The following is a 14,191-nucleotide window of genomic DNA, read 5'->3' on the forward strand; positions in this document are numbered from 1 at the left end:
ATGGCGAATCCGCGCGGGGCGAAATGGCTCGGGGCACTGCGCACTCCGCTGGGCGCGTGCTCGGCCGCCCTGCTGGCACTGGTGATCGTGCTCGCGGTGCTGGCGCCGATCCTGTGGCAGGACAAGGCTTTCGAGATCGACACGAACGCGATCGCCCAGGGACCGTCGGCGGCGCACTGGCTGGGCACCGACGATCTCGGCCGCGACATCCTGTACCGCGTGCTGGTGGCGACCAGGCTGTCGATCGTGCTGGCGCTGCTCGCCACCGCGCTCGGGGTGGTGACCGGGCTCGTGCTCGGCACGCTGCCCTCGGTGCTGCCGCGTCCGCTCGCCAGGCTGGTGATCGCGGCGGTCAACATCGCGGTCGCCTTTCCCGGACTGCTGCTGGTGTTGTTCTTCTCGGTCATCTTCGGCGTCGGGACGCACGGCGCCGTGCTGGCGGTCGGTTTCGCGCTGGCCCCGGCGTTCGCGCGGCTGGCGCAGACGATGGCCGCTTCGGTGGCGGGACGGGATTTCGTCGCGGCGGCCAGGATCTCCGGCGTCGGCCGGATCCGGTTGCTGTTCCGGCACATCCTGCCCAATATCGGCGAACCGCTGGTGGTCAACGCGACCATCGGCGCGGGCGGCGCACTGCTCGCCTTCGCCGGTTTGTCCTTCCTCGGCATCGGCGTGCAGGCCCCCGAATACGACTGGGGGCGGATCCTCGGCGAAGGACTCAACGGCATCTACGTCAACCCGGCGGCGGCGCTGGCGCCCGGTGTCGCGGTCGTCCTCGCGGGGCTCGCCTTCAACCTGGTGGGGGAGACCGTCGCCGGGGTGATCGGTGTGCGCACCGGATTGCGCAAACTCGCACCGCGGCCGGTCGTGCCGGCCAGGGACGACGCCGGGGAGACCCCCGAAGACGCCGTGCTGGTCGTGGAGAACCTCCAGGTCGCGTTCCCGAACCCGGCGGGCTGGACCGTTCCGGTGCGCGGGGTGGGTTTCACCGTCCGCGCCGGTGAGGCGATCGGTGTCGTCGGCGAGTCGGGCTCGGGCAAGAGCCTGACCGGGCTGGCGGTGTCGCGGCTGGTCGAAGCGCCGGCCGTGGTCACCGCGGACAAGCTCGAATTCGCCGGGAAACCGTTGCTGACGACCCCGGAACGGGAGTTGCGCGGCCTGCTCGGCACGTCGCTGGCGATGGTGTTCCAGGATCCGATGACCTCGTTCAACCCCACCAGGCGGATCGGCCGCCAATTGGCCGAAGTCGCCGAGCAGCACCAGGGACTCCCGCGGGCCAAGGCCCTCGAACGGGCCGTGGACCGGTTGCGCGCGGTGCGAATTCCCGCCGCCGAACGGCGTGCGCGGCAGTATCCGCACGAGTTCTCCGGCGGGATGCGGCAGCGCGCGATGATCGGCATGGGCCTGATGGGCGACCCGAAGCTCATCATCGCCGACGAGCCGACCACGGCGCTGGACGTCACCGTGCAGCGGCAGCTGCTGCGCCTGCTGGCGCGGACCAGGGCCGAACGGGACACCGCGATCATCCTGATCAGCCACGACATCGCGGTCGTTTCGCAGACGTGTGAACGGATGCTGGTCATGTACGCGGGCCGGGTGGTGGAGGACCTGCCGACCGCCGGAACACCGCGGCATCCGTACACGCGGGCCTTGCTGGCCGCGACACTCGACCTCGAGACCGATCGCGACGCGCCGCTCGCGGTGATCCCCGGCCGCCCGCCGGAACCGGATCGGGTGCCCACCGGCTGCGCTTTCGCCGACCGGTGCCCGGCGGTGACCGATCGATGCCGTCTCGAAGACCCGGCGCTGGAGCGCGTGGAACCCGGGCATCGCGTCGCTTGCTGGTATCCGGCGCCGCTTTCCCCGCCTGTCAAGGAAACCGTGACCGCAGGAGGTGCGGAGTGAGCGATCTCGTCTTCGACGCGGTGAGCGTGCGCTACGGCGGTCGGCGCGGCCTCACCGCCGTCGACCGGGTCGGGCTCACCGTCCCTTCCGGACAGGTCGTGGGGCTGGTCGGTGAATCGGGGTCGGGGAAGTCGACGCTGGCCCGCGCCGCCGTCGGGCTTTCGCCGATCAGCGCCGGACGGGTCCTGCTGGGTGGCGTGGACGTCCGCGAACTGCCCCGCCGCCCGCCGTTGCAGATGGTGTTCCAGGATCCGTATTCCTCTTTGGACCCCCGGATGAGCATCGGGGAATCGATCACCGAAGCGATCCCGCGTGGCGTCCTCCCCGGGCGCGCGGCACGCCGCGACGAGGTCGCCCGGCTGCTGGAGCTGGTCAACCTCGATCCCGACCGCGCGGGCCACCTGCCGGGGCGGCTGTCCGGCGGCCAGCGGCAACGGGTGGCGCTCGCCCGCGCGCTGGCCGGACGGCCGGAGGTGCTGATCGCGGACGAGATCACCTCCGCGCTCGACGTCTCGGTGCAGGGCGCGGTGCTCAACCTCGTCCGGTCCGTGCAACGGCGGCTCGGCCTTTCGATGCTGTTCATCTCGCACAACCTCGCGGTGATCCGCTATCTCAGCGACGTCGTCGCCGTGATGTACCTGGGCCGCATCGTCGAGGTCGGCCCGGCCGAACAGGTGCTCACCGATCCGCGGCATCCGTACACGCGTGACCTGCTCGCCGCGGCGCCGTCGGCGACGAGCTCGCTGCTCGGCACCGGCTCGGACGAGGCGACCGCCGACGCCGAACCGGCCGACCCGCACCATCCGCCCGGCGGATGCCGCTACCACCCGCGCTGCCCGGTCGGCCCGCTCGTGCGCACCGACCGCGAACTCTGCCTTCAGGTGGATCCCGCGGAAGACGCGGCACACCGGCGTCACTCGGCGGCCTGCCACTTCAGCGACAACGAGCTCACGATCCCCAGAGGAGCAAACGCATCATGACCCGACGTCTCGGTCCCGACGACCTGTACGACATCGCCGTCCCCAGCCAGCCTTCGCTGTCCCCGGACGGTGACCGGATCGTCTACGTCCTGCGCACCGCGGATCGTGACGAGGACCGGAACGTGAACACGCTTTGGGAGGTCGGCGCGACCACCGGCGAAGCCCGGCCGCTCACGCGCGGAACCGCCGACATGGCGCCGAAATGGGCACCGGACGGCGCGCGGATCGCGTTCCTCCGGGCACAGGACGGGCCGCCGCAGGTGTGGTTCCTGCCGTCGTCGGGCGGGGAGGCCGAACAGGTCACCGAACTCCCGCTCGGGGCGGGTGCGCCGGTCTGGAGCCCGGACGGCGGCAAGATCGCCTTCTCGGCCGCGGTCGACCTGGCGGGCGGTGAATCCGCGCCGAACGCCCCCGTGGTGGCCGATCGGCTGGACTTCAAGGCCGACGGCGCCGGGCTGATCAAGACCATCCGCAAGCATCTGCACGTCCTCGACGTCGCCACGCGGGAAGTCCGGCAGGTCACCTTCGGCGATTGGCACGCCGGCGATCCGGCCTGGTCGCCTGACGGCACGCACCTCGCCTTCTCGTCCGGACAGGACGGCGACGCCGATCTGACCTTCCGTTCCGGTGCCTACGTGCTCGACGTGACCGCGAAGACCGCCGAGCCGCGGCTGATCGGCTCCGGTGAGGGCATGGCGGGCACGGTCGGCTGGACCGCCGACGGCGGCGCGCTGCTGGTGGTCGGACGGGCCGACACCGAGGTCGGTCATCTCGGGTTGTGGCGTGTCCCGCTCGACGGCGGGGACCCGGTCGAGCTGACCGCCTCCCTGGACCGCAACGTGATGCCCGGCGGCCCCGGCTACCCGGGAGCCCTGCCACAGGTGACGGAGGACGGCGCCGTGCTGTTCGGCGTCCGGGACCGCGGCTGCACCCATCTGTACGAAGTGGACGGTGAGAGCCCGCGTGCGGTACTGGCGGGCTCGGATCGCGTGGTGTCCGGAATGGACATCGCGGGCGGGCGGGTCGTGGTCGTCCTGGCCACGGGTGATTCGTTCGGCGAGGTCGCCGTCGTCGACCGGGCCACCGGCGCCGTCGACGTGCGCACGAAGCACGGCGCCTCCGTGGCCGAGGTCGAGCTTTTCCGCCACGAGGAACGGGAATTCACCATCGGCGACGGCACCGTCGTCCACGGCTGGCTGCTGCGGGACCCGGCGCGATCCGGCGCCGCGCCGCTGCTGCTCGACATCCACGGCGGCCCGCACAACGCCTGGAACGGCGCGGCCGACTCGATCCATCTCTATCACCAGGCACTCGTCGCGCGGGGCTGGGCGGTGCTGCTGATCAACCCGCGGGGCAGCGACGGCTACGGCGAGGACTTCTACACCGCCGCCGTCGGCGGATGGGGCGTCGCCGACGCGGCCGACTTCCTGGAACCCCTGGACCACCTGGTCGCCGAAGGGATCGCCGACGCGGACCGGCTGGCCGTCGCGGGTTACAGCTACGGCGGCTTCATGACCTGCTACCTGACCAGCCGCGACAGCCGGTTCGCCGCAGCCGTCGCCGGTGGCGTGGTCAGCGACCTGACCAGTATGGGCGGCACGTCCGACGCCGGGCATTACCTGGCCGTCGGTGAACTCGGCGGTCCGGCGTGGGACAAGGCCATCGAGCGGTTCTCGCCGTTCGCCCAGGTCGAACGGGTGCAGACGCCCACGCTCGTCATCCAGGGCGCGAACGACGACCGGTGCCCGGTCGGCCAGGCCGAACAGTGGTTCGGCGCCCTGCGCGCTCGGGGCGTCCCGTCCCGGCTGGTGCTGTACCCGGACGCCTCGCACCTGTTCATCCTCGACGGGCCGCCGTCGCATCGGTTCGACTTCAACCGGCGCGTTCTCGAATGGGTCGAGCAGTACACGGCGCCTGCCGACGGACCGTCGCGGGTGCCGATCGAGGCCGCGCACTGGCGGCGACGGCTGGCCGAGCTGGCCCGCAAGCACCGCGTTCCGGGTGCGGCGCTCGGCATCACCCGGATCGGTGACGACACCGAAGTGCTTGCCTCATACGGGGTGCTGAACACGAAGACCGGGGTCGAGGTCACCGACGACTCGGTGTTCCAGATCGGCTCGATCTCCAAGGTGTGGACCGCGACCGTGGTGATGCGCCTGGTCGACGAAGGTCTCCTGGAACTGGACGCGCCGATCGCGGACGTGCTGCCGGAACTGCGGCTGGCCGATCCCGGGGTGGCCGGGAAAGTCACCATGCGGCATCTGCTGACGCACACCAGCGGTATCGACGGCGACGTCTTCACCGACACCGGCCGCGGCGACGACTGTCTCGAACGCTACGTCGAAGTCCTCGACCAGGCCGCGCAGAACCATCCGCTCGGCGAGACCTTCTCCTACTGCAACTCGGGTTTCGTGGTCATGGGCCGGGTGATCGAGAAACTCACCGGGCTGATCTGGGACGCGGCGATGCGGGAGAAACTGTTCGCCCCGCTCGGTCTCACCCACACCGTGACCCTGCCCGAGGAGGCGTTGCTCTTCCGGGCGGCCGTCGGTCACGTGGCCAACGGAGACGAGGATCCGGCACCCGCACCGGTCTGGGGACTGCCCAGGAGCATGGGACCCGCCGGGCTGATCACCGCCACCGCGAAGGACGTGCTCGGCTTCGCGCGCCTGCACCTCACCGGCGGGCTGACCCCTGCGGGGGAACGGATCCTGACGACGGCCTCGGTCACCGCGATGGCCGAGAAGCAGACCGACATCCCTGATAAGCACTCGCTCGGCGATTCCTGGGGGCTCGGCTGGATCCGCGACACCTGGGGCGGGCAGCGTGTGATCGGCCACGACGGCAACACGATCGGCCAGTCGGCGTTCCTCCGGCTGCTGCCCGATCAGGGGCTCGCCATCACCCTGCTCACCAACGGTGGCAACACCCGGGACCTGTACATGGAGTTGTACCGGGAGATCGTCGCCGAACTCGCCGACGTGGCGATGCCGCGGCCGCTCGAACCGCCCGCGACTCCCGTCACCGTCGACGGATCGAGGCATGTGGGCGGCTACGAACGGGCAGGCGCGCGGATGGACGTGCTGGCGGAGGGGAACGGGCTGCGGCTGCGGCAGACCGCCACCGGACCGCTCGCCGAACTTTTGGCGGAGAAGACGCAGGAGTTCGATCTGGTCCCGGTGACGGATTCGCTGTTCGTGTGCCGTGAGCCCGGCACGCGGACGTGGATGCCGGTCACCTTCTACACGCTGCCGACCGGTGAGCAGTACATGCACTACGGCGTGCGGGCGACGCCTAAGACGTCCTAACTTGCCGTGAAGGCCTCCTTGCCCGCCCTGAGGGCAGTGAAGGAGGCCTTCACGGACCGGTCAGCTTTCGGCTTTGACGTACAGACGCACGGTTCCGCCACGGTGTGTGCGGAAATAGTTCTGGAGCTGTGCGCTGCTCGCGACGCATCCGGCGCTGGTGAAATCGCCCTCGCCCGTTCTGGGCAGTACGACGGAACACTGCGCGAGATAGCTGAACTTGTCCGGCCACAGCACGAAGAACGTCGCGGTTCCGGAACCCGTGCCGCCGTTGTTGCGGAAGACGGCGCTCATCGAGCAGGCCTTGTCGTCGCACGGCCCGTTCCACTGCGAGGAGCGCACCTGGAAGTCGGGCCGTGCCGGTGGCGTCGTCCGGGCGGCCCGGGTGGTGGGCGCTTCCGCCTCCTCCGTGGTTCGCGCCGGTTCGCGGGTCGTCCGCGGCGCGCTCGTGGCCACGGCGAGCGGCCGTGAAGCCGACGTCTGGCTGGTGGGGGAGGGCGCGAGGCCCTTCAACGGATTGAAGCCGGTCAGCGTGTTGACGGCCGCCAGAATGGCGAAAACCCCGCTGATCGTGCCGACGATGACGCCCCACTTCTTGTAGTCCGGCTCGTCATCGGTCTTCTTCGATTCGTCCCCCGACATCGCCCCATTCTACGGGCACATCCCCTTACGACGGGAAGTCCGTGAAGGCCTCCTTCCCTACTTTCAGGGTAGGCAAGGAGGCCTTCACGGACCTCCCACCAGACGCCGCGCCCATGATTCACCGGCCTTCTCCCGGCTCGGCGAAGACGGTTTCCCGCGCGGCACCGGCAAAGCGGTCCGGTCCGCCCGGGGAGGCTCGGGCAGCTGGCCCTGATCGGGCTAGCCCGCGTCGCCCGGTACGACCAGACCCGATTCGTAGGCGAGCACGACGAGTTGCGCGCGGTCGCGGGCGTGGAGTTTGGTCATGGCGCGGTTGACGTGGGTTTTCGCGGTCAGCGGGCTGATCACCATGCGATCGGCGATCTCGTCGTTGGACAGCCCTCGTGCGACCAGGGCGACGGCTTCGCGTTCGCGGTTGGTCAGCTCCTTCAGCCCGCTGCCCGTGCCGGCGCCGGGCGGTAGGGTGACGTACCGGTCGATCAGCTTGCGGGTGATCGACGGCGCGAGCAGGGCGTCGCCCCGTGCGGCGACGCGGACGGCGTGCAGGAAGTCTTCGGGTTCGATGTCCTTGACGAGGAATCCCGCCGCGCCCGCGCGCAGCGCGTCGAAGACGTACTCGTCCAAGCCGTAGTTGGTCAGGATGACGACGTGCACGCCGGACAGGGCCGGATCGGCGGCGATACGCCGGGTCGCCTCGATGCCGTCGACGACGGGCATCTGGATGTCGATGAGCGCGATGTCGGGCAGATGCTTCCTGGCGAGCGTCACGCCGTCGCTCCCGTCGGAGGCTTCGGCCACGACCTCGATGTCGTCCTCGACGTCGAGTAGCGCGCGGAAGCCGCTGCGGAGAAGCGGCTGATCGTCGACCAGCAGGACACGGATCACGACGTGCGCTCCACGGGCAGTTCGGCCTGGACGGAGAACCCGCCGGTGCTTCGTGGTCCGGCGTGGAGACGGCCGCCGAGGGCGGTGACCCGTTCGCGCATCCCCAGCAGTCCGACGCCGGGCACCGGTGTGGTGTCCGGGGTGGCCTCGCCGTCGTCGTCGACCCGGATGGCCAGAGCGCCGGGGCGGTGGTCGATCCGGACCGACGCGGTCGTGGCCTCGGCGTGCCGGGCGATGTTGGTCAGCGATTCCTGAACGATCCGGTATGCGGTGCGGTCCACCGCGGTGGGCAGGCCGGGCCGCTGCCCTTCGACGACGAGCGTCGCGTCCAGACCGGTCGACTTCGCCCGTTCCACCAGCTCGGGGATCCGGTCGAGCCCGTGCGGCGGGCTCGTTCCGTCGTCACGCAAGGCCTCCAGGGTCGCCCGCAGCTCCCTGGTCGCCTCACGACCGGCTTCCCGGATCGCGAACAAGGCTTCCGGCACCGGTTCACCCCGCTTGGTCGCCAGGTGGACGGCGACTTCGGCCTGCACCTTGATGACGGAGATCTGGTGGGTCAGCGAATCGTGCAGTTCCCGCGCGATGTGCAACCGCTCCTCGTCGGCCCGGCGCCGCGCGGTCTCCTCGCGGGTGCGCTCGGCCTCGTCGGCCCGGCGTTCGGCCTGTCGCAGCGCTTCGCCCGCCGCGCCGGCGGCGATCAGCCAGGCCAGCTGAAGCGCGTCCCGGCTCTGTGCGAGTGCCTCGCCCACGGTGATGGCGTTGGCGGAGGCCAGGAGCACGAACGGGAGGGCGGCGATCATGAGCAGCGATCCGGCGACGGCGACGATCCGGTGACCGGCCCGGACAGCGCCGTAGACCGCGACCAGATAGGCGACGACCGGAACATCGAAGCCGACGGCCTGGTACCCCAAAGCGCACACCGCGGTCACGGCCAGCACCGTGATCGGCGCCCGGCGGTGCGCGGCGAGTGCCAGACCTCCGGCGACCAGCAACAGATGGCCCAGCCAGCCGAGGCTCGTGGGGGAGTCCACTCCGGACAGTTCCGTGACCAGCAGGACCGCCGTCACCCCGACGGCGATCACCCAGTCCCAGACCTTGCTCATGGGTGAACCCTAGCCAGCCGCCAGTCCGAGCGACTCCTCCGCGCGGACGATCCCCGGGCTACCGCGCCCGCGGTAGTCCGGGCGTTCCTGCGGCATCGGCGGTAGCCCGGATTGCCTGCGTTCACGGGACGCCCCCGGCGGTCCCGGCGGACACCATTCAGGGACATCCAGCCGTCGAACGAAGGAGCACCCCATGCCGGTCCACCTGCTGTCCGAGCCGATCGCCGCCGCCTCCCTGACCTCAGGGCGGCTCTGGTCCCTGGTGGCCGCGCTGGCGGGGGTGATCGGGGTGATCGCCGGAGGGCTGGCCCTCGCCCGCATCCGCTCCGGCGCCACCCGGCGCGGGGCCTTCGTGGCGCTCACTGCGGGGCTGATCGGCATGGCGGGCGGTGGTTACGTCGTGGCCGCGGCCGAGGGCGGCCCCGGCACCGGCTACGGAATCGTCGGCGGATTCGTCGCTCTGGTGATCGGCTTGCTCGCCGCGGCCCTCGGCTGGCTTGCCCTGTCACGAGCCCGCCGCGCCGCCTGACGGAGCCGGTCAAGTCTCGTGAGTGGTAAGGACGGTTCTAACCGTCCTTACCACTCACGAGATCCGTTCAGTCACGCGAAATCGCCACTCGCGCACCGGAAATCAGTCCGGCCCGCTCAGTGATGCGCCGGGTAGCGGGCCCGGAGTTCGTCCGCGGTCTTGCCTTCGGTCAGCTGGAGGAGATACGCGTCCACCGGGGCGTGGGAACCGAGTTCGGTGAAGTGCCGGTGGGCGATCGCTTCGACCTCTTCGCGGCCGGCGGGGAAACGTTCGGTCAGCGCGTCGATCAGTTTCTCGAGGTTTTCGTCACTGGGTGGCAGGTGAGGCGGGTCTGCGGTCATGACAACTCCACGATTTCGGGAGACGGCACCGCACGACGATAACGGTCCATGGGTGCCGAGGTCTAGGTATATCAACCTGTATTGATGTAACTTCGGGGTGTGGTGACCGTCGAGATGTCCGAGCCGCCGCCGTTCGTGCGGCTGGCGAGTGATCCGCTGCGCTGGCGGCTGCTGCGCGAGCTGTCCCACGGCGACCGCCGGGTGCGCGAACTGGTGGAACTGGTCGGGCAGCCGCAGAACCTGGTGTCCTACCACCTGCGCAAGCTCCGGACGGCGGAGCTGGTCACGGCGAGAAGAAGCAGTTTCGACGGTCGTGACACCTACTATCACCTGGACCTCGGGCGATGCGCGGACGCGCTCGCCGAGGCGGGGGGTGCGCTGCATCCCGCTCTCGTGCCGCACCCGGCGGACGCGAAGAGGTCCGGTTCCCGGCTCAAGGTGCTGTTCGTGTGCACCGGCAACAGTGGACGGTCGCCGATGGCCGAAGCGCTCCTGCGGCACCGGGCCGGTTCGACGGTCGAGGTGGCCAGCGCGGGCAGCCAGCCGAAACCGCTGCATCCGGACGCCGTGCGCGTCATGGCCGAACGCGGCATCGTCCTGGCCCACGAGCCGTCCCATGTGGATGGTCTGCGCAACAGGCGATTCCATTGGGTGATCAGCCTTTGCGACCGGGTCCGCGAGATCTGCCCGGAGTTCCCCGGGCATCCTCGCGTCGTCCATTGGAGTTTGCCGGACCCGGCAAGGGAAATCGACGACGCGGGTGAGACCTATCCGGCGTTCCGCCGCCTCGCCGCCGAACTGGACCGCCGGATCGGTTTCCTGACCGCCCAGCTGAAGAACCGGAACGACGAGGTGAAGAGGAGATGACTTCGGACCTGGTGAGCGTGCGTTACCTGGTCGATGACGTCGCGGCGGCCGTCGAGTTCTACACCCGGCACCTGGGTTTCACCGTGCGCTCGAGTGTGGTGCCCGCGTTCGCGGACGTGGTGCGCGGGAATCTCCGGCTGCTGCTCAGCGGTCCGGCGAGTTCGGCGGGCCGCCCGCTGCCGGACGGGACGACACCAGCGCCGGGCGGCTGGAACCGCATCCACTTCGTCGTCGAGGACATCGACGACGAAGTCGCCAGGCTGCGAGCGGAGGGTGTCCGGTTCCGCAGTGACGTCGTGACCGGGCCGGGCGGCCGTCAGATCGTGTTCGACGACCCGGCGGGCAATCCGGTCGAACTGTTCCAGCCGGCGGCCCGGTGACATCGCACGACGAGCAGGAGCCCGCGATGCCGCCCAAGTCCATTCAGGACGCCGGCCTGGGAACAGTCCTGCGGGAATGGGCCCGGATCGGCTGCATCGGTTTCGGCGGCCCGCCCACCCATATCGCCCTGCTCCGCAAGTTGTGCGTGCAGCGCCGGGGCTGGCTGTCGGATCAGGAGTTCGAGGACGCGATCGCCGCCTGCAACCTGCTGCCCGGCCCGGCGTCGACCCAGCTGGCGATCTTCACCGCGTGGCGGGTCCGCGGCCGCGCGGGGGCGCTGGTCGGCGGCGCGGCGTTCATCGTGCCTGGTCTCGTCGTGATCTTGGCGCTGGCCGCGCTGTTCCTCACCGGGTCGCCGCCCGCTTGGGTCCGGGGCGCCGGTGCGGGAGCGGGTGCGGCCGTGGCCGCCGTCGCGGTGCACGCGGGCGTCGGCCTGATCCCGGCGGGGTGGCGGCGCGCGGCCACCACGGGGCGCGTGCGCTGGGCCCTGTACGTCGTCGCGGGTGTCGCGTCGGCGGCCTTGGTCGGTCCGTGGCTGGTGCTCGTCCTGCTGGGCTGCGGCCTGATCGAGCTGACCGTGAACCGCGCACGCCGCGGCGAGTCCACCACCGCCCTGTTCGCCGTCCCGGTCAAATCGCTGGCCGCCGCGGCCGCGGGCGCCGGCGTGTTCGCGTCGGTGGTGTGGGTGGCGCTCAAGGTCGGGATGCTGTCCTACGGCGGCGGTTTCGTGATCATCCCGCTCATGCAGGACGACGCGGTGAACACCTACGGCTGGATGACCGCGGGGGAGTTCCTCAACGCGGTCGCGCTCGGCCAGATCACCCCGGGACCGGTGGTGCAGACCGTCGCCGTCGTCGGCTACGCGGCGGCAGGGCTCGCCGGTGGCCTCCTTGCCTCGCTGGTCGCCTTCGCCCCGTCGTTCCTCTTCATTCTCTTCGGTGCCAGGCATTTCGACCGGCTCCGCGGCAACCCGAACGTGCGGGCGTTCCTCGACGGCGCAGGCCCGGCCGCCGTCGGGGCCATCCTCGGCTCGGCGGTCCCGCTCGCGCTCAGCCTGACCCAGGCATGGCAGTACGCCGTACTCGCCGGTGCCGGGGTCCTGCTGTTCGTGTTACGGCGTGGGGTGGTGACCACGATCTTGGTCGCGGCCGGTGCCGGAACCGTCCTCGCGCTGGCGGGAGCGCTCCTGCCGAGCTAGCCCAGCCCTCGGGTGGTGACGACCCGCGCGTTGCCGTCGGCGAGGTGGTACGAGAGCCCGGCGACAGCGGTCTCGCCTGCCTCGATCTTGTCGGCGAGCAGCCTGGAGCGGTCGACGAGGAGGTCGACGGTGTGGCGGATGTGCTCGTCGATGATGTCGTCGTTCTCGGTGAGCCCGGCGGCCTGGGCGGCGAGGACACTCGGGGTGACCCGCTCGATGACGTCGCGGACGAAGCTGTTGGTGCCGAGTCCGTCGGTCAGCGCCGCGCGGGTCGCGGCGACGGCGCCACAGGAGTCGTGGCCGAGGACGACGACCAGGGGAGCCTTGAGGATGCTGACGGCGTACTCGATGCTGCCCAGCACCTCCGAACCGGCGACGTGGCCGGCGGTGCGGACGACGAACAGGTCGCCGAGCCCGCGGTCGAAGATGATCTCGGCCGCCAGCCGCGAGTCGGAACAGCCGAAGAGGACGGCGAACGGGCTCTGTTCGGGGGCGGTTTCGGCGCGGCGTACCGCGTCCTGGTTCGGGTGTTCCGGGGTGCCGGCGACGAAGCGTCGGTTACCGGAGAGCAGAAGGTCGAAGGCCTCGGAAGGGGTCGGCGGCGCGTCGCTCATGATCCGGACATTACCGGTTGCCGCCAAGGCGGGCACCATGCCGGTCTCGCCATCCGCCGGTGACCTGTCTCGATGAGCGGATACGCGGCACGATGCCGCTGCTCCTGCTCGAGCGTTCCCGGCGGCGGTCCACAAAGGCCTTCAACGCCTTCCGGATGTCCTGGCGGCGAACCAGCTCCTCGGCCAGGACGACGCCGTCCTCGATGGCGAGCGCCGCTCCGCCGGCCATCCGCGGTGAGGGAGCGTGCGCGGCGTCACCGATGAGGACGCTGGGCCCGTCGGACCACGGCGTCCAGGTCCACGTTGGTGATCACGCTCATGCCGCGCCCGCGGGCGCGGCACCGGTCGGCCTGATCGGCGACATAGCCCACCGCTGGGGAATCACCCATCTCGGCCGGTTCGCGGGTGAGTACCGCACGCGGTTCGGTGAGCTTCCTTCGGCGACGCGTCACTGATCGAGTCGCGCGGCGACGGCGCGCATGGCGCGGCCGACGGCCTGGAGGTCTTCGGGCGCGATCACGTCCACGAAGTGTTCGCGGACGGTGCGGAGGTTGTCCGGTGCCGCGCGCAACAAGGTCTCGTACCCCTTGTCGGTGAGCCGGGCACGCACGCCACGGCCGTCGTCGGCGGTCGATTCCCGCCGGACCAGCCCTCGGGTCTCCAGCCCGCCGACGCGGTGCGACAACCGGCTGCGCGAGTAGTACGCCGATTTCGCCAGGTCCGCCATGCGCATCGACCGGCCGGGGGCTTCGGAGAGCCGCACCAGGAGTTCGAACTCGGCCAGGGAAAGGCCGTGCTCCTCGCGCAGCCGCCGGTCGAGCAGATCGATGAAGCGCACGGAGCCTTCGATGAACGCCCGCCAGTCGCGCTGCTGTTCCGTGTCGAGCCAGTCGGTCACGGCACACACCGTAACAGTTGACGGCTTCAACCACTTCGGTCTAGCTTTGGTTGAAGACTTCAACTAGATGGGAGCGCGATGACGAACGAAGCCTGGGTGATGCAGGAGAAGGACGCGGAGGTCGTCGAGAAGCCCGCGCTGTGGTTGCTGGCCGACGGCGAGCACACGGGAGGGTTTCTCGGCGCCAACCGGTTGTCACTTCAAGCCGGGGAGCCCGGTACGAAACCGCACTACCACGAGAAATCCGCGGAAGCCTTCTACGTGCTGGACGGAGCGCTACGCATGCTGGTGGGTGAGGAAACGGTCACGGTCGAGCGCGGTGGCTACGTGGTGATCCCGCCGGGCGTCCGGCACGCGTTCGCCGCGCCAGCGGACCGGGCCGCGGACGTCCTCATCACGCTGGCGCCGGGCGTCGACCGGTTCGGCTATTTCCGCGTCCTGCCCGAGATCCTGCGCGGGAACGTCGCGCCGGAGGAGGTCGAGCGCCTGCACGAGCGGTACGACGTCCACTTCGTCGACGTGCCGGAGTGGGTCTAGGCGGTGTCC

At 70.4% G+C, this 14,191-nt stretch carries 15 protein-coding genes; 8 read left to right on the forward strand and 7 right to left on the reverse strand.

Features of this window, described 5'->3' with window-relative positions:
* Genes BLW75_RS39830 through BLW75_RS39840 form a run of 3 tightly spaced genes read left to right on the forward strand, consistent with a single transcriptional unit; the run spans nucleotide 1 to nucleotide 6,190 of the window.
* Nucleotides 1-1,902, forward strand: a complete 1,902-nt coding sequence (locus tag BLW75_RS39830; RefSeq protein ID WP_034311487.1) for a dipeptide/oligopeptide/nickel ABC transporter permease/ATP-binding protein — start codon at nucleotides 1-3, stop codon at nucleotides 1,900-1,902.
* On the forward strand, nucleotides 1,899-2,882 hold the full coding sequence (locus tag BLW75_RS39835) for an ABC transporter ATP-binding protein (RefSeq protein ID WP_034311490.1): 984 nt from the start codon (nucleotides 1,899-1,901) through the stop codon (nucleotides 2,880-2,882). Before BLW75_RS39830 ends, BLW75_RS39835 begins: the two co-directional genes overlap by 4 nt.
* The gene (locus tag BLW75_RS39840; protein ID WP_034311492.1) at nucleotides 2,879-6,190 is read left to right on the forward strand and encodes a serine hydrolase; all 3,312 of its coding nucleotides are present in this window, start codon (nucleotides 2,879-2,881) and stop codon (nucleotides 6,188-6,190) included. Before BLW75_RS39835 ends, BLW75_RS39840 begins: the two co-directional genes overlap by 4 nt.
* A gap of 60 nt (nucleotides 6,191-6,250) precedes the next feature.
* Here the strand turns inward: BLW75_RS39840 and BLW75_RS39845 are convergent, their stop codons facing one another.
* The 3 genes from BLW75_RS39845 to BLW75_RS39855 all read right to left on the reverse strand — a co-directional run bounded on the left by BLW75_RS39845 (nucleotide 6,251) and on the right by BLW75_RS39855 (nucleotide 8,817).
* The gene (locus tag BLW75_RS39845) at nucleotides 6,251-6,829 is read right to left on the reverse strand and encodes a hypothetical protein (protein ID WP_034311494.1); all 579 of its coding nucleotides are present in this window, start codon (nucleotides 6,827-6,829) and stop codon (nucleotides 6,251-6,253) included.
* Nucleotides 6,830-7,048: 219 nt separating this feature from the next.
* Nucleotides 7,049-7,714: a response regulator gene (locus BLW75_RS39850; protein ID WP_034311496.1), complete on the reverse strand. Its 666-nt coding sequence runs from the start codon at nucleotides 7,712-7,714 to the stop codon at nucleotides 7,049-7,051.
* Complete coding sequence (locus tag BLW75_RS39855) at nucleotides 7,711-8,817, reverse strand: sensor histidine kinase (RefSeq protein WP_034311498.1); 1,107 nt, start codon at nucleotides 8,815-8,817, stop codon at nucleotides 7,711-7,713. The genes BLW75_RS39850 and BLW75_RS39855 overlap by 4 nt, the downstream gene beginning before the upstream one ends.
* 193 nt (nucleotides 8,818-9,010) lie before the next feature.
* Between BLW75_RS39855 and BLW75_RS39860 the strand changes: the two genes are divergently transcribed.
* A complete protein-coding gene (locus BLW75_RS39860) occupies nucleotides 9,011-9,346 on the forward strand; it encodes a DUF6223 family protein (protein WP_034311502.1) in 336 nt (111 codons plus the stop codon).
* A 116-nt stretch (nucleotides 9,347-9,462) separates the two neighbouring features.
* On the opposite strand, the gene BLW75_RS39865 is transcribed toward BLW75_RS39860, so the two are convergent.
* Entirely contained in the window at nucleotides 9,463-9,687 is a 225-nt protein-coding gene (locus tag BLW75_RS39865; RefSeq protein WP_034311505.1) for a hypothetical protein, read from the reverse strand.
* Between the two features lie 114 nt (nucleotides 9,688-9,801).
* Between BLW75_RS39865 and BLW75_RS39870 the strand changes: the two genes are divergently transcribed.
* From BLW75_RS39870 to chrA, 3 genes are read left to right on the forward strand one after another with little or no spacing between them, the layout of a single operon-like run.
* Complete coding sequence (locus BLW75_RS39870; protein WP_034311620.1) at nucleotides 9,802-10,554, forward strand: arsenate reductase/protein-tyrosine-phosphatase family protein; 753 nt, start codon at nucleotides 9,802-9,804, stop codon at nucleotides 10,552-10,554.
* Nucleotides 10,551-10,934 (forward strand): VOC family protein, encoded by a 384-nt coding sequence (locus tag BLW75_RS39875; RefSeq protein ID WP_034311507.1) that lies wholly within the window; start codon nucleotides 10,551-10,553, stop codon nucleotides 10,932-10,934. The genes BLW75_RS39870 and BLW75_RS39875 overlap by 4 nt, the downstream gene beginning before the upstream one ends.
* A gap of 26 nt (nucleotides 10,935-10,960) precedes the next feature.
* Nucleotides 10,961-12,133, forward strand: coding sequence for a chromate efflux transporter (chrA, locus tag BLW75_RS39880; protein ID WP_034311622.1), 1,173 nt, complete (start codon nucleotides 10,961-10,963; stop codon nucleotides 12,131-12,133).
* Here chrA and BLW75_RS39885 read toward each other — a convergent pair.
* The 3 genes from BLW75_RS39885 to BLW75_RS39900 all read right to left on the reverse strand — a co-directional run bounded on the left by BLW75_RS39885 (nucleotide 12,130) and on the right by BLW75_RS39900 (nucleotide 13,645).
* The gene (locus BLW75_RS39885) at nucleotides 12,130-12,747 is read right to left on the reverse strand and encodes a carbonic anhydrase (protein ID WP_034311509.1); all 618 of its coding nucleotides are present in this window, start codon (nucleotides 12,745-12,747) and stop codon (nucleotides 12,130-12,132) included. The two genes, chrA and BLW75_RS39885, sit on opposite strands and share 4 nt — an antisense overlap.
* A gap of 10 nt (nucleotides 12,748-12,757) precedes the next feature.
* Nucleotides 12,758-13,009 (reverse strand): hypothetical protein, encoded by a 252-nt coding sequence (locus tag BLW75_RS39890; RefSeq protein WP_198935730.1) that lies wholly within the window; start codon nucleotides 13,007-13,009, stop codon nucleotides 12,758-12,760.
* A gap of 186 nt (nucleotides 13,010-13,195) precedes the next feature.
* Nucleotides 13,196-13,645: a MarR family winged helix-turn-helix transcriptional regulator gene (locus BLW75_RS39900; RefSeq protein WP_034311512.1), complete on the reverse strand. Its 450-nt coding sequence runs from the start codon at nucleotides 13,643-13,645 to the stop codon at nucleotides 13,196-13,198.
* 78 nt (nucleotides 13,646-13,723) lie between these two features.
* Between BLW75_RS39900 and BLW75_RS39905 the strand changes: the two genes are divergently transcribed.
* Nucleotides 13,724-14,182, forward strand: a complete 459-nt coding sequence (locus BLW75_RS39905) for a cupin domain-containing protein (protein ID WP_034311515.1) — start codon at nucleotides 13,724-13,726, stop codon at nucleotides 14,180-14,182.
* The last annotated feature ends 9 nt before the right edge of the window (nucleotides 14,183-14,191 follow it).

Source organism: Amycolatopsis lurida, from assembly GCF_900105055.1.
In the GTDB taxonomy this organism is placed as follows: domain Bacteria; phylum Actinomycetota; class Actinomycetes; order Mycobacteriales; family Pseudonocardiaceae; genus Amycolatopsis; species Amycolatopsis lurida.